14 protein-coding genes are annotated in these 20,192 nt (G+C 71.7%); 9 read left to right on the top strand and 5 right to left on the bottom strand.

Annotated features, from left to right (window positions below; all coding sequences use genetic code 11):
• The 3 genes from AC067Z_RS32800 to eccB form a co-directional block, all read right to left on the bottom strand.
• A partial coding sequence (locus AC067Z_RS32800) for a hypothetical protein (protein WP_478793295.1) occupies nucleotides 1-374 on the bottom strand: 374 nt, incomplete at its 3' end.
• A gap of 233 nt (nucleotides 375-607) precedes the next feature.
• Entirely contained in the window at nucleotides 608-1,852 is a 1,245-nt protein-coding gene (gene mycP / locus AC067Z_RS32795; RefSeq protein WP_478793294.1) for a type VII secretion-associated serine protease mycosin, read from the bottom strand.
• A 14-nt stretch (nucleotides 1,853-1,866) separates the two neighbouring features.
• Complete coding sequence (eccB, locus tag AC067Z_RS32790; protein ID WP_478793293.1) at nucleotides 1,867-3,396, bottom strand: type VII secretion protein EccB; 1,530 nt, start codon at nucleotides 3,394-3,396, stop codon at nucleotides 1,867-1,869.
• Nucleotides 3,397-3,575: 179 nt separating this feature from the next.
• Here eccB and eccE point away from each other — a divergent pair, with 179 nt between their 5' ends.
• From eccE to AC067Z_RS32745, 9 genes are all read left to right on the top strand, one after another.
• The gene (gene eccE, locus AC067Z_RS32785; protein ID WP_478793292.1) at nucleotides 3,576-4,907 is read left to right on the top strand and encodes a type VII secretion protein EccE; all 1,332 of its coding nucleotides are present in this window, start codon (nucleotides 3,576-3,578) and stop codon (nucleotides 4,905-4,907) included.
• On the top strand, nucleotides 4,907-5,623 hold the full coding sequence (locus AC067Z_RS32780; RefSeq protein ID WP_478793291.1) for a hypothetical protein: 717 nt from the start codon (nucleotides 4,907-4,909) through the stop codon (nucleotides 5,621-5,623). The genes eccE and AC067Z_RS32780 overlap by 1 nt, the downstream gene beginning before the upstream one ends.
• Nucleotides 5,624-5,902: 279 nt before the next feature.
• Nucleotides 5,903-6,136 (top strand): DUF397 domain-containing protein, encoded by a 234-nt coding sequence (locus AC067Z_RS32775; protein WP_478793290.1) that lies wholly within the window; start codon nucleotides 5,903-5,905, stop codon nucleotides 6,134-6,136.
• Between the two features lie 447 nt (nucleotides 6,137-6,583).
• Entirely contained in the window at nucleotides 6,584-9,565 is a 2,982-nt protein-coding gene (locus AC067Z_RS32770) for an SCO5717 family growth-regulating ATPase (protein ID WP_478793289.1), read from the top strand.
• Between the two features lie 204 nt (nucleotides 9,566-9,769).
• On the top strand, nucleotides 9,770-11,641 hold the full coding sequence (locus tag AC067Z_RS32765) for an ABC transporter substrate-binding protein (RefSeq protein WP_478793288.1): 1,872 nt from the start codon (nucleotides 9,770-9,772) through the stop codon (nucleotides 11,639-11,641).
• Nucleotides 11,642-11,644: 3 nt separating this feature from the next.
• The gene (locus tag AC067Z_RS32760; RefSeq protein WP_478793287.1) at nucleotides 11,645-12,694 is read left to right on the top strand and encodes an ABC transporter permease; all 1,050 of its coding nucleotides are present in this window, start codon (nucleotides 11,645-11,647) and stop codon (nucleotides 12,692-12,694) included.
• A complete protein-coding gene (locus AC067Z_RS32755; protein WP_478793286.1) occupies nucleotides 12,691-13,611 on the top strand; it encodes an ABC transporter permease in 921 nt (306 codons plus the stop codon). The genes AC067Z_RS32760 and AC067Z_RS32755 overlap by 4 nt, the downstream gene beginning before the upstream one ends.
• A complete protein-coding gene (locus AC067Z_RS32750) occupies nucleotides 13,608-14,576 on the top strand; it encodes an ABC transporter ATP-binding protein (RefSeq protein WP_478793285.1) in 969 nt (322 codons plus the stop codon). The genes AC067Z_RS32755 and AC067Z_RS32750 overlap by 4 nt, the downstream gene beginning before the upstream one ends.
• Nucleotides 14,573-15,553 carry an ABC transporter ATP-binding protein gene (locus AC067Z_RS32745; RefSeq protein ID WP_478793284.1) on the top strand — a complete coding sequence of 327 codons (981 nt, stop codon included), beginning with the start codon at nucleotides 14,573-14,575 and terminating at the stop codon, nucleotides 15,551-15,553. The genes AC067Z_RS32750 and AC067Z_RS32745 overlap by 4 nt, the downstream gene beginning before the upstream one ends.
• Before the next feature lie 73 nt (nucleotides 15,554-15,626).
• Here the strand turns inward: AC067Z_RS32745 and AC067Z_RS32740 are convergent, their stop codons facing one another.
• Together AC067Z_RS32740 and AC067Z_RS32735 are read right to left on the bottom strand one after the other, a co-directional pair.
• A complete protein-coding gene (locus AC067Z_RS32740) occupies nucleotides 15,627-16,565 on the bottom strand; it encodes a bifunctional riboflavin kinase/FAD synthetase (RefSeq protein ID WP_478793283.1) in 939 nt (312 codons plus the stop codon).
• 47 nt (nucleotides 16,566-16,612) lie between these two features.
• Nucleotides 16,613-20,071 (bottom strand): serine protease, encoded by a 3,459-nt coding sequence (locus tag AC067Z_RS32735; protein WP_478793282.1) that lies wholly within the window; start codon nucleotides 20,069-20,071, stop codon nucleotides 16,613-16,615.
• Nucleotides 20,072-20,192: the final 121 nt, after the last annotated feature.

Here is a 20,192-nt window from a genome sequence, read left to right as displayed (position 1 = left end):
CGGGCCTGCTCGCGCTCGAGCGCCTCGTCCCGCTCCTTGTCCAGGCGCGACTTGATCTCGTGGAAGCGGGCGCGCTGTTCCTCCTCGACGTTGCCGTAGCCGACGTCGGCAGCGTGCACGCCGATGGTGAGCAGCTCGATCTGATCGCTGAGCGACTTCGACAGGGAAACCAGCGCCTTGTGGACGCGGTTGTACTCCTTGTAGAAGGTCTCGGCCTCATCAAATTGCAGCCCGACGCCGAACGAACCGCGCGTGACGCGCTCGGCGGCAACCTTGCTCTTGCCCCCGGCGCTGCTCTCCAGGGTCGTGAGGACCGAGTTGACCCGGTCGCGGAACTTTCTCAGCTCGCCCACACCGGTCTCGAGGTCAGCCATGCCCGCCCCCGTACCGCACTACCTCGACCACGAGTCTTTCCTCCCCGTTTGCTACAGCTGTCACGCATTGCGTTCGCGGTGATCCGCCGTTCACCAATCGCGTGGAACCCAGTCTATCCACCGGCTCTGACAGGCCAAGTGTCTTATACGTCACGAGACTTCGACAGTTCGGCCCGTCGGCGGGGTGTGCGGCTGCAATCGTCACGGTCTCGTACGGATCTTGACACAACCTGTCAGCCGGACTGCCCGCGGGCGATCCTTCTCGTTCTCCGGCGGGCGTCCCTCAAGGCCACCGCTCCGCCCGCGATCGCCGCGACCAGGACACCGCCGCCCACCATCACGTACGTCGCCAGGCGGGCCGTGCGCTCCTCGGGGGTCTCCCCCAGGTGGAGTGCGGCCGGGACCGGGGCTTTCGCGCCTGCCGCTCCCCTGTCGGCCACCGGCTTGTCGATGGGCTTGTCGTCCTCGGTCAGCGCGCGGACGGGGTCGACCACGCCCCAGCCCACGAGGCGGTCGTGGCCGGGGATGGAACGCTCGGCCGTCTGCTGGATCTGGGCGACGATCTGTTCCTGCGTCCACTCGCCGTGCTTGGCCTTGATCAGCGCTGCAACTCCTGCAACATAGGGCGCGGAGAAGCTCGTTCCGTTGTCCACGCAGTGTCCGCCGCCGGGGACCGTGGAGACCATGTCCACTCCGGGGGCGGCGACGCCGACGAAATCGCCCGACTGCGAGAACTGCGCCCGCTCGTTGTTGCGGTCCGAGGAGGCGACAGCCAGGACGCCTTCGTACGACGCGGGGTACGTCTGCTTCACGTTGCCGCCCAGACCGTCGTTGCCCGCCGAGGCGACGACGACGATCTCTTCGGCGAGGGCCGCGTCGATGGCCTGCTTCAGCGCAGGGGCAGGTTCGACCGCATTGGCCGTGTCCTGCGAGATGTTGATGACGTCGGCCTTCTTGTCGATCGCGTGCCGGATGGCCTGGGCCAGCGTCCCCGTGGTGCCGCGGCCGTCCGCGTCGTTCTGTTGCACCGGGATGATCGTGGCGGCCGGCGCGAGCCCGACGAAGCCCGTGCCCTTGGCAGGGCGGGCCGCGATGATGCCGGCGACCTTGGTGCCGTGGCCCACGGTGTCCGTGGTGCCGTTCTCCTTGCCCCGCTCGATCTTGTTTCCGTTGTCGTCCTTGGCGTTCTTCGGAATCAGGTTCACGCCGCTCTTGGCGTCGACGGCCTTCGCCAGCTGCGGGTTCTTGACGTCGACTCCGGTGTCGATGACGGCGACCCGCACGCCCTTGCCCGTGGACTGCTTCCACACTTCGTCGAGGAGAACCCGCTGGAGGGACCAGGGACGCCCCTCGTACTTCTTGCCCCCGAAGGTGCACTGGGTGCTGTCGTCCGCCGCTGCCGTGCCGGCCGGCAGGGCGACGACGGCGAGGGCGGCAGCGGCGGCTGCCGTCAGCAGGCGTCGGTAGGTGTGCGTCATCTCGGCCCCGCCGCTCACGAGCCCTGCGGCTGACGCGCCGCCCCGGTGGACAGACGCGGCCCGGTCGGCAGGAACGTCGACCATTCGGCCGGGATGGGCAGCGGGTCGACATCCTTGTAACCGAGCCGGTTCTGGGCCTGCTGCGCTTCCTGTTGGCGCTGCTCCCGCTCCTTCGCCGAGCCGGAGGAGCCGATGCCGGAGTCGTCCGTGGCACTGTCACCGTTGGACTGCATCGCGTACCGCAGGCCGGTGTCCGTGACGAGGAAGAGGAAGCCGGCGTCCGTCGTGGATCCCTTGACCTGCCGGAACAGCTGCCCGGATCCGGGCGTGACGTACGCGCTGCTGGAACCGGTGGGCAGCGTGGCGGGGAAGTCGGTGCCCGCCCACGTGCTGAGCGTGGTGGCGCCGCTGTCCGAGTCGACGTTCCGCAGAACGCTGCACACGGTGTTGCGGCTGCCGTCCCCCGTGCTCGCGTCGTTGACGGCCGCCGGTTCGAAGCGGGGCCACTTCCACTCCTGCCCGAACCCCTGCCCCGGCTGGAACGCGCCCGCGCTCACGGAGTGCGCCTTGCCGGCCTGATCGAGCTGGACGAGCTGCTTGCTGAAGAGCAGCAGCTTCGCCGTGAAGTCGGACACAGGCGCCACTCGCCCCTGCAGCACGACGTACTTCTGCTGCCGCGTCCCGTCGGTCGCGACCAGGACCATGCCGACCTTGTTGACCTCGGGATCGAGGTCGCCCGGGACACCGGCGGGCGTCCCGGCCTGTCCGGGGACGGTGGGGAAGGCGATGGGGTCGCCCTTGTGGAGGGTGTCGAGCCAGGCGGCCGACACCCTTTGGGCCACGCGGCCCTGGCCGACCAGCGCGCGCTGGAGCAGTTCGTCGTCCTGGTCGACGCTGTACGCCGTGCCTCCTGCGTCGACCACGTAGCGGGTCTTGTCGGGCCCTTCCACGTAGAGGAGTTCACCGCTGCCAAGGCGGTTGGCGCCTTCCGTCTTCTTCTCCTCGCGTTCGGCAAGGACGAAGGCGGCCTTCTGGATGGCCCGGCCCCCTTCGCCCGGCCGCTCGCAGACGGCCCAGCGCTTGGCCGCGCCGGCTTCCTTGGAGTCGGGCAGGCGGTCGGGGGCGTACGGGATACCGAGCGTGGCGCCGTGCGGGATCTTGCCGTTGTCGAGGACGGACTCGTCGACGTTGATGACCTTGCCCTTGTCGGGGTCGAGCAGCAGCTTGGCCGACGACATGTTCAGGACGGGGTGGAGCTGAGTCTTCTTCCCCGTCCGCAACACCACATAGCGAGTGGTCGACTTGCTGGCGATGATCACGTTTTCGCCCGGCTTGTCCCAGAGCTTGGGTGCGACAGGCTTGAACATTCCCCATGCGCCGAAAATCGCGAGGACCACCACGCCGACGATGGCTCCGGGAACCACCGCTCGCAGAGGACGCGGTGCACCCTCCTCCGAGCCGGTCGCATTCGGCTGTACGAACTGTGCAATCAACCTTCGCTTCGCGAAGGTGTAGGCGTTCAGTTCGTCCCGTCGTGATGCCATCTGTTCGCTGTCCCTCTCCCCGCTGGGCGACCAGGTTCCCACACCCTTCAGGAGGGCCTGGTGTCGTGCCGCCCCTACTATGCCTGCTGGCGCTTGCGTCTTACTGCTCAGGTAGGGTGATCGCCCGGTCAACGCCCATAAGAATTTGGTAATTACGGACACGAGGGGGCATCGCGGCGATGGGTACGGCGACGCGTGCGCGAAATGGGCGGACCACGGGTCAGGCCCCTGAATCTTCCCGGCGGCAACGCAGCAATGAGCGAGGGGCACCGCCGCAGGGCGTCCCCGCTTCCACGACTCTGCGCCCTCTGTCGCGCACGAGCCGCATCGGCCCGGTGCAGCTGCGCCAGTTGGTGCTCGTGGAACTGGCTTTGGCTCTCGTCGCGGTGGGCCTCGTGCTGGGAGGGCTCTGGCTCGTCCCCACCTGCATCGTTGCCGGCTCCCTTGCGCTGTTCGCCGTGATCCGCAGACGCGGGCACGCCATCCAGGAATGGCTGGCGACCGCCGTCGCGCTACGTGGGCGCAGGCGTATGGCGGGTCCCGCCGCCCCGGGTACGGATCCTTCCCTGGCGCCGGTCAGCGAGAGCATGCCCGGGTTCCGCCCTGCTCCGTTCGTCGACCGGAAGCGCCGTACCGTCGGCATGCTGGGCGACGGCACATTCCTGACTGCTGTGGTGCGGGTCGAGGCCAGTGGCTCCGCGCTGCGACCCGCTTTCGGCGCCCGCGCGCTGCCGTTGTCCTTGCTGGGCAACGCACTCACCGTGGACGACATCGTGGTGGAGTCGGTGCAGTTGGTGCAGCAGGTACGTGCGGCGCCCGCGCCCCATCTGCCGGCGCAGTCCGTTGCCCGACTCTCCTACGCCCCCTTGCAGGAGCAGACCGGTGCGCCCGCTCTGCGGATGACATGGGTGGCCGTGAAGCTCGATCCGGAGCTGTGCGCCGAGGCGGTGGAGGCTCGCGGCGGCGGAATCGAGGGCGCTCAGCGCTGCCTGGTGCGCGTGGCGGACCATGTCGCCAGCCGGATCACCGGAGCGGGGTTCCAGGCCGTCGTGCTGGACCAGGACGAACTCAACTCCACCGTGGCCACAGCGGCTTGCGCGAGTCCCCGTGCGGCCGCCCGTACCGCCAGGCCCGACTCGGCGCCTCAGCGCCGTACCGCCGAGACCTCGCGGGTCTGGCGGTGCGACGACCGCTGGCACACCACCTACGCGGTCGGCCGCTGGCCCGAACTCGGCCGGGGTGCATCACCCCTGCCCAAGCTCGTCTCCCTGCTCACGGCAGTGCCCGCGTATGCGACCACGTTCAGCCTCACGGTGCGGCACGGGGTACGCCAGGGCGCCATGGACGTGAGTGGCCATGTCCGGATCACCGGTGGATCGGACACCGAACTGGTAGGCGTACGGCGGGCGTTGGAGCAGGCAGCCCGCACGGCGAAGGTCGGTCTGCTGCGGCTGGACCGCGAACAACTGCCGGGCGTACTGGCGACAATGCCCCTGGGGGGAGCTCGGTGATGGGTCGTACGGCGAGTACGAAGGGACTGCGCGGACTCATCGGTCCGCGGCATGCGGGGCACACGATGCCCGCGGACCACCTCGGTGCACTGTCCCTGCCCGTCGGCGACGACGGTGTGGTCATCGGCGAGGACGCCGAGCGCCGCCCCCAGATGGTGGGCTTCCACCGGTCGACGCCCTACGACGTACTGCTGATCGGCGGCCTGTGGACCGCCCAGGTGCTGGCGCTCCGAGCGGCGGGCACGGGAGCCCGTGTGGCGGTGGAGACGGGACGCGCCCGGGAGTGGAGCGTGCTGGCTCAGGCGGCAGGGGCGGGCCTGGAGTGCATCACACTGCACGACGTGGGGCGGGTACCTCCCATGGGTGCGACGGTCGGCAGCCCGGTCGTGGTGATTCGGGACTGCGGAATGCGGCCGCCGCGCGGCCGCGTAGTCTCGTCGCCGTGGCAATCCGTACTGACGCTGCTGCCCTACCTCAGCCCGGTGGCACCGCGGATGCTGAGGGCCGCCACCCTCGTCGGCATCCAGCGGGTGTCACCGCAGGAGGCCCAGCAGATCGGACAGATCCTGGGCCTGGCCCAGAGCGAGGTCGACGCTCTGCCCACCCTGGCGGACGGTGTGACGCTGTGGTGCGCTGGGCGGGAGCGGCACTGGGTCATGACGAGCGCGACGGACGCGGAGTCGGGGCTGCTCGGTGTGGCCCGACGGATGGACTGATCCCGCACACCGAATCGTTCCCGGATCTCCACAAGGTGAACAAGGAGTCGGTCATCCGCGTCGACGGACAGGTCGTCTCGCGCGGCGCCGAGAACATTCGCGGGCGACGACACCGCGGCGGGGGCAGTCGGTTGCCGGGGGCGGAAGGCCGGCAGAAGTGCCCCTCGCAGCACCGCCGAGCTGTCCTAGTATGCGTTCAGTGACGCAGAGCGACGCCGAACGGTGAAGCGCCAGGCGGCACTTGGGCCGTTCATCCGGCTGTGAGCGAAAGGAACCCTGATGGGGAGCCAGCAGGAAAAGGACGAGCTGTACGCCCTCGACATCTCCGGCGTCGCATGGCAGGGCGCCCCCGGTACGAGCCCGGACGAGGAGCGCGTCGAGATCGCTCACCTGCCGGGGGGAGCAGTGGCCATGCGCTCGTCACTGGACCCGGACACGGTCCTTCGCTACACCGAGGCCGAGTGGCGGGCGTTCGTGCTCGGGGCTCGGGACGGCGAGTTCGATCTGCGCTGAGACCGGGGCGACAACGATCCGGACCAGGAGCCGGCGGTTCCGACGACCTTCGCGAGGTCGCGGCCGCCGGTTCGTCATCTCACGGGCCGCCGAGACGGGTCACCGAGGACAGGCCACCGACGCCGAGACCGGATTGTTGGGCAGCGCCCGTCCGATGGGCCGATCAGCCTTGGTTCCGTGCACAGTTGTGCCGGTTTGACCCGTGCGGGACTTTACGCTCCGGCGTGCCGATGTCACGTGGGGGCAGGGCGTGACGCACGGGACAACGGCCAGGGGTGGGCGGGCCTGCCGGAGCGACGTCGTTGACGATTAGGGTGGGTCAGGGCGCGGCAGAAGAACCTTCGGGCATGTCCGCAGCGTCCCAGGGGGAGAGCCGGGCCGATCGGAAGTCAACGGTGGCCCCCACCCACGACGGCACAAGGGTGCTCGACCACACCAGGAGGCAAAGTGAACGGCGATCGGGACGACATCCACGGGGGCTGGAACCTTCCCGTCGACGAGTCCGACGCGGAGCCCGCAGAGATGACGGGTGAGTTCACCATCGACTACACCCCGCCTGCCTGGTACACGCAGAACGCGTCGGGCGACACTTCCGGCGGAGGCTCCGCCCAGCAGGGCCCCCCACCCCCGCAGGGAGCGCCCGTGGCCGTGCCCGGACTGCCTGCCGGGAGCGGGTTCGAGCCGAACTGGGCGCCGGGGCCGCCCGCGCCGCCCGTCGCCCAGGAACCTGCCGTTCAGCCCGCCCCTCCGGCTCCCGCGCCGGCGCCCGAGCCCGCTCCGGAGCCGGTGGCACCCGCCCCCGTCCCGCCGGTGGCACCCGAGGCCGCCCCCGAGCCGTTCGGCGGAGGTGACCTGGAGAGCGGCGCCACCATGCGCTTCTCCCCCGCCGCTCTGAAGCGCGAGATGGCCGAGCGAGCCGCCGCCCAGGACGCCGAAGCGGCCGGGCCGGCCGCCGAGGCCGATGACTCCGCCGAGGCCCGGCCCTCGGCCGGCGGCGACTTCGTACTCGACCCCGCAGACGCAGACGCCGACGCCGACGCCGACGCGCACAACGACGTACCGGAGGGAGCCGCTGAGGGCGTCACCGCTCCGGACGTGGTCGCCACGCCTTCCGACATGGATGACGCGGACGAGACCGGCGGGGCGCCCGACGCCACCGACGACGTGTCCGTCGCTGACGCCGCCGGCGACACGGAGGAAGGCGCCGAGGCCGACGACGAGCCGTCCGACGCCGTGCCTGCCGGTGCCGTGCCCACCGACGCCGTCCAGGACGCCGTGCCCTCCGCTGCCCCGGAGCCCCAGGACGCTCTTCCGGCCCCGGCCCCGGCTCCGGCCGCGCCGCAGGCCGGACTGCCGCCGCTGCCGCCCGCCTACCAGCCCGCCGCTCCCGCTGCCGCACCGCAATGGCCCGTCTCCGCCCCCGCGCCGACAGCGGACCAGTCCGCGCCGCCGCAGGCGCAGCCCGCAGCCCAGTGGCCCGGGGCTGCACCCGGGCAGCCCGGCGGCTACGGCTTCCCGCAGCCGCCCGCGCCCGCGCAGCCTCAGCCCCACCCGCAGCCCCAGCCCCAGCCCCAGCCCCAGCCCGGCGTCAACCCTCCTGCCCCGCAGGGCGGTTACGGCTTCCCGCAGCAGGCCCAGCAGCCGGGCGGTTACGGCTTCCCTCAGCAGACGGACCAGACGCCGCAAGCCCCGGTGGGCCAGCAGCCGGGTGGCTACGGCTTCCCCCAGCAGACGGACCAGACGCCGCAAGCCCCGGTGGGCCAGCAGCCGGGTGGCTACGGCTTCCCCCAGCCGGGACAGCCGGGCACACCCGGACAGCACGGCCAGCCCCAGCCCGCTCCCCACGCCCCCGTTCCCCCGCAGGCCCAGCAGCAGCCGGCGCCCGGGCAGCCGCACATGCAGCCGCCCGCCCAGCCGCAACAACAGCAGGCACAGCCCCAGCCCGGGCAGATGCCTCCCCAGGCGCACGGCGCTCCTGGCGCCCCCGACGCTCCCGTCGATCCCCGTACCGGCGGGGCCTGGCCCACGCCGGTCACGCACGACCAGCGCGAGCGTTCCGTCCCGGGTGCCCCCCTCGGTTACACCGCGGCGGTGGAGCTCTCGTCCGACCGGCTGCTGCGCAACAACAGGCAGAAGCCCAAGTCCAGCCGCAACCCGTCCAACGCCGCCCGCTTCAAGATCGGCGGCAAGAAGGAGGAGGCCGAGCGGCAGCGCAAGCTCGACCTGATCCGGACGCCGGTGCTCTCCTGCTACCGGATCGCGGTCATCAGCCTCAAGGGCGGCGTCGGCAAGACCACGACGACGACCGCTCTGGGCTCGACGCTGGCCACCGAGCGGCAGGACAAGATCCTCGCGATCGACGCCAACCCGGACGCCGGCACGCTCGGCCGCCGGGTGCGCCGCGAGACCGGGGCCACCATCCGTGACCTCGTCCAGGCGATCCCGTACCTCAACTCGTACATGGACATCCGCCGTTTCACCTCGCAGGCGCCCTCCGGCCTGGAGATCATCGCCAACGACGTGGACCCGGCCGTCTCGACGACGTTCAACGACGAGGACTACCGCCGCGCGATCGACGTGCTGGGCAAGCAGTACCCGATCATCCTCACCGACTCCGGAACCGGACTGCTGTACAGCGCCATGCGCGGCGTTCTGGACCTCGCCGACCAGCTGATCATCATCTCGACACCGTCCGTCGACGGTGCGAGCAGCGCGTCCACGACTCTCGACTGGCTGTCGGCGCACGGCTATGCCGAGCTGGTGCAGCGTTCGATCACGGTCATCTCCGGGGTACGCGAGACCGGCAAGATGATCAAGGTCGACGACATCGTTCAGCACTTCCAGACCCGCTGCCGCGGTGTGGTCGTGGTGCCCTTCGACGAGCACCTGGCCGCCGGTGCCGAGGTCGACCTCGACATGATGCGTCCCAAGACCCGAGAGGCCTACTTCAACCTCTCCGCGCTCATCGCCGAGGACTTCGTACGCGCCCAGCAGCAGCAGGGGCTGTGGACGGCCAACGGCAATCCGCCTCCGCAGGCCGCACCGCCGATGCCGGGTCACCAGGGTCAGCAGCAGTGGCAGGGCCAGCCGTACGGGCAGCCGCAGGGACAGGGCGGCCAGCCGATTCCCGGTCAGCCCATGCCGGGGCAGCCCTACCCGCAGCAGCCGAACCACCCCCAGCAGCAGCCTCAGCCCCCGTACGGCGGTCCGCAGCAGGGCTACCCGCCGCAGGGGTGGCAGCAGTCGCCGCCGTCCCAGGCGCAGTCCCCCGCCACGCCGGCCGGGCCGCCGCAGGCGCCGGGTCACCCGGGGGCGCCGGTGCCGCCCGCGCATCCCGGGGCGCCGGGGCAGCAGGATCCGCAGGTTCAGCAGCCGCCCGCCGGGTGGCAGCAGCAGCCTCCACAGGCACCGCCGGCCTCTCAGCAGTAAGGCGGCAGAGGTCTCGCCCAATGAGGGCCCGCACCGGTTCACCGGTGCGGGCCCTCGGCGTATTCCCGCAGCCCACGCGGGGTTTCAGGGATCGTTGACGCGGCCTGAACGCCCTGGTAGACCTTCGCTCACCAGCTGGCGAACACTCGGTATCAACCCGCCTTCTGCACGCGAGTCATGACGCGAGGTCACCTTCCTATGGGCATGAAGACTCCGCTCCACCTCCTCCGGCATCCTCCCCACCCCCGACTCGTCCTCGCCGCCGGCGCCGCCGCCTGCGTGCTGGTGACGGCAGGCGGGGTGGCCCCACAGGCCCGGGCAACGCCCCCCGACCGCGCTCCCGCCCCGGTGCAGGCGAAGGCCGACGACGGGGGGAAGAAGGTCCTCACCGTCGCCGTGTCGCAGAGCGTGGACTCCTTGAGCCCGTTCCTCGCCGCGCGCCTGGTGAGCACGTCGATCCACCGTCTGGCGTACGAGTACCTGACGAACTACGACCCCGAGGACGGCCGTCCTGTCCCCGGGTTCGCGACCGCATGGAAACCGTCGGCGGACAAGCATACGTGGACGTACACCATCCGCGACGACTCGAAATGGTCGGACGGCCGGCAGGCGACCTCCGAGGACGCGGCCTGGACGTTCAACAAGATGATGACGGACGCGAACGCCGCCACCGCCAACGGCAGCTTCACGGCCAACTTCAAGAAGGTCACCGCGCCCGATCCGAGGACGCTCGTCATCGAGCTGAAGAAGCCCCAGGCCACGATGACGGCACTGGATGTGCCCATCGTCCCGAAGCATGTGTGGGAGAAGGTCGGCGACTTCTCGAAGTTCAACAACGACAAGCAGTTCCCCGTCGTCGGCAACGGCCCGTTCGTCATCACGGACTTCAAGGTCGACCAGTACGTGCGGCTCGCGCCGAACAAGGGTTTCTGGCGCGGTGCACCCAAGTTCGACGAACTGGTCTTCAAGTACTACAAGGACGGTGACGCCGCCGTCGCCGCTCTGCGCAAGGGCGAGGTCTCCTTCGTGCAGGGGCTCACCCCGGCACAGGCGGCAGCGCTGCGCAGCGCCGACGACATCAAGGTCAACGATGCGCCGGGGCGCCGGTTCTTCGCGCTGGCCGCCAACCCGGGAGCTCGGTCCAAGGACGGCAAGAGGTTCGGGAACGGGCACAAGGCCCTGCTCGATCCGGCCGTCCGCAAGGCGCTCTTCCACGCGACCGACCGCAGCACGATCGTCGACAAGGTCTTCCAGGGGCACGCGGTGGAGGGCGAGGGGTACATCCCGCCGCGTTTCGCGCCGTACTTCTGGAAGCCGGAGGCGAGCCGGCGGATCTCCTACGACCCTGGGCGGGCGGCAAGCCTTCTCGACGGCGCCGGCTACCGCAAGAACAGCAGCGGGAAGCGCGTCGGCAAGGACGGCAAGCCGCTGGACTTCCGCATCCTGTGCCACGCCACCGACCCCAACGACAAGGCCGTCGGCAAGTATCTGCAGGAGTGGTGGGGCGCACTCGGCATCGGGCTGAAGGTCGAGTGCCTCGACAACGTCTCCGACCCCTGGCTCAAGGGCGACTACGACCTGGCCTTCGACGGCTGGTCCGTCAACCCCGACCCGGACTTCGTGCTGTCGATCCACACCTGCGCGGCGCTGCCGGCCACGCCGAAGGACACCGGGGCGACGGACAACTTCATCTGCGACAAGCAGTTCGACGAGCTGTATGCGCAGCAGGCCGTGGAGTACGACACGGACAGGCGTACGGAACTGGTCAAGAAGATGGAATCGCGGCTGTACGACACGGGATTCATGAATGTCCTCGCGTATCCGAACGCACTCGAGGCGTACCGTACCGACCAGATCAAGTCCATCACGACGATGCCGGCGGCGGCCGGCAACATCTACGGCCAGGACGGCTACTGGAGTTGGTGGTCGGCCGAGCCGGCCGCGAACGACGGTGGATCCGGCGGCGGTTCCTCGACGGGCGTCGTGGTCGGGATCGGTGCGGTCGCCGTGCTCGCCGCCGCACTCGGATTCTTCGTCGCGATGCGTCGCCGTTCCACCGCGGAAGACCGTGAATAGCCGATGACCACCACGAGCACCACCGGCACGACCGCTGTGGCGCGGGTTCCCGAGGCCCGCGCCACCAGCGGCACCGCACGCGCCTATCTCGTCCATGCTGCGGGCAGGCTCGGCGGTGCGGCAGTGTCCCTGCTCGCTGTGCTCGTCACCAGTTTCTTCCTCTTCCGGATCATTCCCGGCGACCCGGTGAAGGCCATGACCCACGGCATGCCGACGTCGGCGGAACAGATGGCCACGCTGCGCCGGCAGTTCGGGCTCGACCTGCCGCTGTGGCAGCAGTTCACCGACTACTGCGCCAAGGCTCTGTCGGGCGATCTCGGGACGTCGTACCAGTTCCACGCGCCCGTCGGCGAGCTGATCGCCCAGAAGGTGCCGGCGACGCTGCTGCTGACCGGTGTCGCGGTGGTGATCTACTCGGCCCTCGGGCTCTGGCTGGGCACCCGCTCCGCCTGGCGGCACGGCAGCACCCTGGACCGGGCGAACACGGGCGTTGCGCTGACGCTGTGGTCGGTGCCCTCCTTCTGGCTGGGACTGCTGCTGATCATCACCTTCGCGGTCGGTGTCGGTCCGATCCCGGGCCTGTTCCCGACCGGCGGCATGGAGTCGGGCGACGAGACCGGCTTCGCGTACGTCGCCGATGTCGCCCACCACATGGTGCTGCCGGTGATCACGCTGGTCGCTGTCGGCTATGCGCAGACGCTGCTCGTGATGCGGTCCTCGCTGCTGGACGAGATGGGCGGCGACTATCTGACGACGGCCCGTGCGAAAGGGCTGCGGGACGACGTGGTGCGCCGCAGGCACGCCGTGCCGAACGCCCTGCTGCCGACGGTGACCATGGTCTTCATCAACCTCGGTCATGTGGCGGCCGGTTCGATCCTGGTGGAGACGGTGTTCTCCTGGCCAGGGCTCGGCGGGCTGTTCTACCAGGCTCTGAGCGTGCCCGATCTGCCGCTCGTGCAGGGTCTGTTCGTCGTGTTCGCCGGCGCGATGATCCTGATGAACCTCCTCGCCGATCTGCTGTATCCGCTGCTCGACCCCCGGGTGGGCCGATGACGACGACCCCGGTCACGAAGACCGCACAGTCCGCGGCCTCGCTGGCGTGGGCGCGCCGCCGCCGTTCGGCGGCCCGTTTCTGGAAGGAGTACCGCTCGCACCGGGCGGGTCTCTTCGGTCTCGCCGCGCTGGCGCTGATCGCGGCGACGGCGCTCGCCGCGCCGCTGCTGGTCGGCGCGGACGTGCAGAGCGTGACGAACGCCCCGGGGGCGGCCCTGGAACGGCCGAGCGGTGAATTCCCGCTGGGGACCGACCAGTTCGGGCGTTCTCTGCTGGGCCTGCTCGTGTGGGGGGCGCGGATCTCCCTCACGGTGGGGCTGCTGGCGGCTTGTCTGTCAGTGGCCATCGGGACCCTCGTCGGCGTCGTCGCCGGGCACTACGGCGGCTGGTCCTCCACCGTGCTGATGCGGGTCACCGACTGGTTCCTGGTGATGCCGGCGCTGGTGCTGGCCATCGTGCTGGCCACCGTGATGTCGCGCAGCATGTGGACCGTGGTCGTCGCCATCGGCGTCACCAGCTGGCCGACCACGGCCCGGCTGGTGCGGGCGCAGACCATCGCCGTGGAGTCGCGGCCGTACATCGAGCGCGCCCGCGCCCTCGGCGGCGGCCACGGCCACGTCATGAACCGTCATGTGCTGCCCAATGTGATGCCGCTGGTCCTCGCCCAGACCACGCTGGGCATCTCCAGCGCGATCCTCACGGAGGCGACCCTGGCGTTCCTGGGGCTGGGCGATCCGACGGTCGTCTCGTGGGGCGGAATGCTCCAGGACGCACGGGAGGCGGGCGCGGTCTCCTCGGGCCACTGGTGGTACCTGGCACCGCCCGGAATCGCGATCGCGGTCGTGGCGCTCGCGTTCACGCTCTGCGGACGCGCCATCGAGTCCGTACTCAACCCGAGGCTGGGAGTGGCGCGTTGAGCCTGCTCGACGTCAGGAATCTTCATGTGACGTACGGCTCGGGGGCAGCGGCCGTGCCCGCCGTACGGGGCGTCGACCTCACGCTCGCGCCCGGGCGCAAGCTGGGCATCGCGGGCGAGTCGGGGTGCGGCAAGTCGACGCTCGCCCTGGCGCTGCTCCGGCTGCTGCCCGCGTCCGCCAGACTGACCGGCGAGATCCTGCTCGACGGCGAGGACGTGCTCACCATGAAGTGGGGACGGCTGCGTGCGGTGCGGTGGGCGGGGGCGTCGATCGTGTTCCAGGGCGCGATGCACTCGCTGAACGCCGTGCACCGCATCGGCGACCAGATCGCCGAGCCGGTGCTGCTGCACCGCAGGGCGACGGCGGCCGAGGCGCGGAGACGGGTCGGTGAGCTGCTCCAGCACGTGGGCCTGCCCGTCTCGCGCGCGGACGCCTATCCGCACGAGCTGTCCGGCGGACAGCGCCAGCGCGTGATGATCGCGATGGCGCTCGCCTGCGATCCCCGGCTGATCGTGGCCGACGAACCGACCACGGCGCTCGACGTGATGATCCAGGCCCAGATCCTGCGGCTCATCGAACAGCTCGTCGCCGAGAAGGACATCAGCCTGCTGATGATCAGTCACGACCTGGGGGTCCTCGCCGACACGTGCGACGAGCTGGCGGTGATGTACGCGGGACGGATCGTGGAGGAGGGCCCGGCCCGCACCGTGTACGGCGCGGCCCGGCATCCGTACGGCAAGGCGCTGTCGGCCGCCTTCCCGCGGATCGGCGACCCTGCCTCGCGCCGGGCACCGCGCGGTCTGCCGGGCGACCCGCCGGATCCGGCGTCGCTGCCGGGCGGCTGTACGTTCCACCCGCGCTGTCCCGTTGCCGTGGACACCTGCGCCGACGAGGACCAGGTGCTGGTGCCGGCCGGTGCGGGGCACCGCGCCGCCTGTCTGCACGTACCGAGGAGCCGGTCATGACCACCCCTCCCCTGCTGTCTGCCGCCGGTGTGCACATCGCCTTCCCAGGGCGGCGGGGCGGGGCTCCGGCCCGGGCGGTCGACGGCGTCGATCTCGACATCGGCGCGGGTGAGATCGTCGCGCTCGTCGGCGAATCCGGCTGCGGCAAGACCACGCTCGCGCGCTCGCTGCTCGGCCTCGTGGCACCGACGTCGGGGCGGATCACCTTCGGCGGTCGGCCGCTGGACTACGCCTCCCGCGCGCTGAAGAAGTACCGCAGGCGGGTGCAGCTGGTCCTCCAGGACCCGAGCGGCTCACTCAATCCGCGGCACACGGTGTACGACGCGGTCGCCGAAGGTCTGCGCATCCACGGCTACGAGGGCGACGAGCGGGACGCGGTCGCCGGGGCGCTCGCCCGGGCGGGGCTGCGTCCGCCGGAGCGCTTCTTCCTGCGCTATCCGCACGAGCTGTCGGGCGGTCAGCGGCAGCGCGTGGTGATCGCCGGGGCGCTGGTGCTGGAGCCCGAACTGATCGTCGCGGACGAGCCGGTGGCCTCGCTGGACGCCTCCGTACGCGGCGAGATCCTCGCGCTGCTGCTGCGTCTGCGCGACGAACTGGGCCTGTCCGCGCTGGTGGTGACGCACGACCTGGGCCTCGCGTGGAACATCGCGGACCGGGTCGCGGTGATGTACCTGGGGCGGATCGTGGAGTCCGGCCCCGTGGAGGAGGTGCTGACGGCGCCCCGGCACCCGTACACGAAGGCGCTGCTGTCGGTCCTGCCGGAGTCCGGGGGCGACCCGGTGGTGCTGACGGGCGAGCCGCCGGACCCGTCCCGTGTCCCGCCGGGCTGCCGCTTCCACGCCCGCTGCCAGGTCCTGTCGTCGGGCGAGGCGGCCAAGGCGGGAGTCGCGGACCTGTGCCGCACCAAGGACCTCCCGGTCCTCCCGAACACGCCGGGTACCCGGGTGGCGTGCCACTGGGTCGACGCGGTGGGCTGAGGCGAGGCGGGGGCTGGGTCGACGCGGCACGCTGAGGCGAGGCGGGGGCTGCGCCCGCCGCCCGGTCACGGCATCAGGCCGTCAGTTCGCGGCACTTCTTCACGTCGTCCGCCATCGCCACCAGCAACGCGTCGATCGTGTCGAACTTCTCCTGGCCGCGCACGAACGCCAGGAAGTCCACCGTCACGTGCAGGCCGTACAGGTCCAGTCCGACCCGGTCGATCGCGTACGCCTCGACCGTGCGCTCCGTGCCGTCGAACTGCGGGTTCGTTCCCACCGAGATCGCCGCCGGCATCCGTTCGCCGTCGGCCGTCAGCCAGCCCGCGTACACGCCGTCCGCCGGGATCGCCGTGTGCGGCAGCGTCTCCACGTTCGCCGTGGGGAAGCCGAGCTCGCGGCCGCGCTGGGCACCGCGCACCACGACGCCCTCGACGCGGTGCGGGCGGCCGAGGATCTCGGCGGCGCCGGTCATGTCGCCCTCGGCGACGAGGCGGCGGGTCAGGGTGGAGGAGAACGGCTCACCGCCGCCCGCCTCACCCCGCACGTAGAGGTCGACGACCTCGACCTCGTAGTCGTAGGTGGCGCCCAGTTCGGTGAGGAAGGCCACGTTGCCGGCCGCCTTGTGGCCGAAGCGGAAGTTCGGGCCCTCGATGACCGCGCGCGCGTGGAGCTTGTCGACCAGCACCTTGACGATGAAATCGGCGGGCGACAGCTTCGAGAACTCAAGGGTGAACGGCAGGATGAGCAGGGCGTCGACGCCCAGTTCCGCCATCAGCTCGGCGCGACGGTGGTGCGGCGCCAGGAGCGGCGGGTGGCTGCCGGGGCGGACGACCTCGCTGGGGTGCGGGTCGAAGGTGACGACGACCGACGGCACGCCCAGCTCGCGCGCCTTGTCCACGGTGTGGCCGATGATCAGCTGGTGCCCGCGGTGCACTCCGTCGTAGGAGCCGATGGTGACGACGCTGCGTCCCCAGTCCTGGGGGATGTCCTCCAAGCCACGCCACCGCTGCACTGTGACCGCTCCTCGCCCGAACCCGTGTACGTGTACGTCATTACCGATTACGCAGGTCTAAGACTGCCATGCCCGCCGCCGCCCGTTCGCATCGGCACCGCGCTGCCCGGGGCACACAGCATCTGCCAGGTGTGCTGACCGGCCACCAGAGCCCATTTCTGCGGGTCGTCGGAGAGCCAGCGCTGGAGCGCCGCACCGAAGCGGGGCACCTCCGCCGCGAGCTCGACCAGCTGCCGGTCCAGTCGGGCCGCACCCTGGGGCGTGCGGACGAGCAGCAGGCCGACGCGGTGCAGCAGCGCCGCCGTGGTGCGTTCGCCGCGGTTGGCGCAGCCGCGCGCGAGCGCGCGCACCACGGCCTCCAGCACGTCCGGATCACGGGCCTCGTACTGCTCGTAGCGCAGCAGCACGTCGAGCAGCTCGGCGCGCAGCGGGCGGGAGGCGGTGCTGCCGGGGGCGGCGAGCACGGGTGCGAGGGCGCTGCGTACGCGGGCCGGGCGGCCGTGCAGGAGACGGGTGACGAGGGGGAAGAGGACTGCGCGGTCGGCCGGGCGCTGCTCGAGGCTGCTGTCGACGTGGGCGGCCGCGTGCACTGCGCCGTCCGGCCGGTGGTCGACGTACTCGCACACGAGGGCGGCGGCGCGGCGGGCGGCGGCAGGCGTGGTGGCGCGGGCGAGCAGGTCCAGCAGTTCGCCGCAGTCCTGCGCGCCGGGCCGGAGCAGACGGGTCCGGAACGCGTCGATTACCGGACCGGGGTGGGAGGCGAGCGCATCGGCGAGGACGGTCGGCGGCGGCACCGGGTCGCCGGCCACGAAACGAGCGAGCGCCCGGTCCAGATGGCGGTCGCGGCTGACCGGATCCCGGACGAGGAGGGTGAGGGCCGCACCGTCGTGCGCACCCCGGTGGTCGAGCAGGGCGCGCGCCGCGGCACGCAGCAGGGCGCGGTCGGTTCCGGCGGTGACGCGTGCGTCGGCGAACGGGAGGTGCGCGGCGGCAGCGGCACGGCGCTCCGGCCTGGGGTCACGCGCCCAGCGGTGCACAGCACGGCAGTACGCCGACGGTTCGTCGTCGGCGAGCGCCAGAAGCAGCTCGGCTGCCCGTGGATGCGCGGTGTCGGCGAGCGCCTCGGTGAGGTCGTCAGCGGCGTCGAGGCGGCGGGCGTACAGCAGCGCCTGCGCGGCGGCGGAGACCGTGGGCCGCACCGCGGCGCCGGGCCCCGCAGCGAGGGGCGTGTCGTCGGTGAACCAGCGGCACAGCAGGGGTTGTACGGCCACGGGGTCGGCGGCGAGCAGCGTCGCGACGAGATCGAGATGGCGAGGGGGCCCGCCCGGCGTGTCCGGCGCCGGGTCGGCGGGCACGAGGCGGCGGAGCAGGTCGAGCCGGGAGGCGTCGCCGAGGGGCAGGCCCGCCCAGAACGAGGGGCGGAAGACATCTCGGCCGCCGGGGGTGGCGACGACGTGCTGGGCGATGCGTCGCAGCACGCCCGCATACGGCTCGGCGTCCGGGACGCGGCACAGCACCCCGGTCAGGAGCCGGGACGCCCACCACCGAGCCTCGTGGTGTTCCCCGGACGCGCGGTCGAGTACGTCGGTCAACTCGTCCAGTTCGCACGCCAGTCGGTCCGTTCCCTGCTGCCGCGCCAGCAGGAGCAGGGCGTGCACGACGGTGCCGAGACGATGGCGGGGCACAGGCGCCGGGGTCGGCGTCGGCGTCGGTGACGGGGCGGCGGCAGGCACGTCGGTGCGGTGGTGCACGAGGGCTCGCAGCGCACCGGTGAGGTCGAGGTGGGCGCCCTGGATCCAGTGGGCGAACTCCTCGTGGGCGAACCGGTAGCCCGTCCCGGCCGGCACGAGCAGTCCTTCGGCGAGCACGGCCGGGGCCCAGCCCGTGGCCCACGGGAAGTGCTCCTCGAACGACTCCCGGTCCAGTTCGCCCCGCACGAGACAGCGCCGTGCGGTCTCGTGCACCTGCCCGGCCACCTTGGCGGCGAGCCGCCGTACCGCGGTCCCGCGCAGCGGGGCGGCGGACGTGGCGGCGATGCGGACGGCGATGCGCAGGCACAGCAGGTCCAGCCAGGCCGTGAAGACCTCCTCGCGCCCGGGAGGGCCGTCGCCGGAAGCGGGAGCCGGAGCGGGCAGGGCCCGGTGCACCTCGGCGAGCAGACGCAGGACGAGCGGGTGGCTCGCGTCCCGGTCCGCGACCGCGCCGTCGGGCAGTCCGTACCGCTCGCGCATGCGCCGCGCCCGGCCGGGGCTCAGCTCGCCGATGCGTACGGCGGGAGGCAGCGGACGGGCGTCGGCCGGGGCGGATGCCGCCGTTCCGTACAGCGCTGCTGCCTGTTCCCAGTGTTCGGGGCCGCATCCGATGACCAGATGGACCCGGTGCGAGGCGGTCCACTCCGCGGTGGCAGGAGCCCAGCGGGCCAGCCGGTGCGCGAGGTCGGCCGGCATCTCCTCGGGCCCGTCCAGCAGGACGAGCAGGGGGCGGCCCGACACGTCGGCCACGCGCGCCACCCGTTCCGGGTCGGGGCCCACGAGGTCGGGGCCCGCGAGGTCGGTCCCGTCCGCGGCGGCGCGGATACGTGTCGCCTGCCGCAGCGCACGTGCCATGGCGTCGGCGACCGACCTGTCCTCGGCCCTCAGGTCCGCTCCGCGCAGCCACAGGGTCGGGGCGGGCGCGGAGCCCAGCGTGCGTCGGGCCGCGAGCGCGGCCAGTTCCGTCGTACGGCCGGTGCCCGGGTCACCGACGAGCCCCAGTACACCCGGGGCCCGGTCGGCGAAGGCATCCAACTCCCGTGCGATCTCGGGCCGTTCGACAGGGTCGGGCCAGCTGCCACGGCGGCCGGCGCCGCCCGTCGTCGCGGTGATCTCCAGGACGGCCGCGAGGTTGAGATCGTCGCCGTAGGCGGGGACGGTCCCGGCGTTGCGCCGCAGCAGCGCGGCGAGCGGTCCGTCGGGCGCCATGTCCGCGGTACGGAGCGGGCGGACGAGGGCGGCGGCGGGATGCTCCGGTGGCGGTGGCGGGCCCAGGACGGCGATCACCGCACCGGTGGCGGTGTCGAGCACGGGGCCGCCCGCCGACGCCCGGACGAGCCTGACGGCGTCGCTGCCGTCCGCCCCCATCGCCAGCTCGAGCGACGCGATGTCCCCGTGCGGGACGCCTCGGGCGGCACCGAGGACGCGGGCCTCACGCCAGCCGCCCGCCTCGAGCCGTACGTACGTCCCGGGGGCCACACGTTCGCGGGCGCCGATCGGCAGAGGGGGTACGGCGAGGCCGCCGGTGCGGATCAGCGCGAGACCGGCCTCGGGCAGGAGGGTGACGGCGTCGGGCCCGGTGGTGGCGGTGCAGCGGCGGTCGGCGGACGTCACGACAAGCCCGCCGCTCAGGCCCTCCACGGTCTCCCGGCCGGTGACGACCGTGCCGCGGCCGTCGGCGACGAAGCCGGCGCCCAGTGGCCGCCCGGCCAGATCGCAGATCCTTACCAGCGTCGCCGGGTTGCCGCATCCCATGCGTCCGACGGTAGGTCGTTGATGATCAGTGACAGGGGCCGCGGACCGAAAGCGCCCCCCAGTGCGCCCACAGGTACTCCGAGCGCCTGCACGATGAGGTGAATCCCGGGGGTGCGGTGGA

The organism is Streptomyces sp. NPDC043812, assembly GCF_056436245.1.
This window is presented reverse-complemented; position numbering and strand designations above follow the sequence as displayed.

Bases quoted from the DNA above. Each gene is read 5' to 3' on its own strand.
- AC067Z_RS32735 (WP_478793282.1), bottom strand. From the start codon at position 20,071: ATGGGATGCGGCAACCCGGCGACGCTGGTAAGGATCTGCGATCTGGCC.
- AC067Z_RS32775 (WP_478793290.1), top strand. From the start codon at position 5,903: ATGGGGAGCCAGCAGGAAAAGGACGAGCTGTACGCCCTCGACATCTCC.
- mycP (WP_478793294.1), bottom strand. From the start codon at position 1,852: ATGACGCACACCTACCGACGCCTGCTGACGGCAGCCGCCGCTGCCGCC.
- AC067Z_RS32765 (WP_478793288.1), top strand. From the start codon at position 9,770: ATGAAGACTCCGCTCCACCTCCTCCGGCATCCTCCCCACCCCCGACTC.
- AC067Z_RS32760 (WP_478793287.1), top strand. From the start codon at position 11,645: ATGACCACCACGAGCACCACCGGCACGACCGCTGTGGCGCGGGTTCCC.
- AC067Z_RS32745 (WP_478793284.1), top strand. From the start codon at position 14,573: ATGACCACCCCTCCCCTGCTGTCTGCCGCCGGTGTGCACATCGCCTTC.
- AC067Z_RS32755 (WP_478793286.1), top strand. From the start codon at position 12,691: ATGACGACGACCCCGGTCACGAAGACCGCACAGTCCGCGGCCTCGCTG.
- AC067Z_RS32780 (WP_478793291.1), top strand. From the start codon at position 4,907: ATGGGTCGTACGGCGAGTACGAAGGGACTGCGCGGACTCATCGGTCCG.
- eccB (WP_478793293.1), bottom strand. From the start codon at position 3,396: ATGGCATCACGACGGGACGAACTGAACGCCTACACCTTCGCGAAGCGA.
- eccE (WP_478793292.1), top strand. From the start codon at position 3,576: ATGGGTACGGCGACGCGTGCGCGAAATGGGCGGACCACGGGTCAGGCC.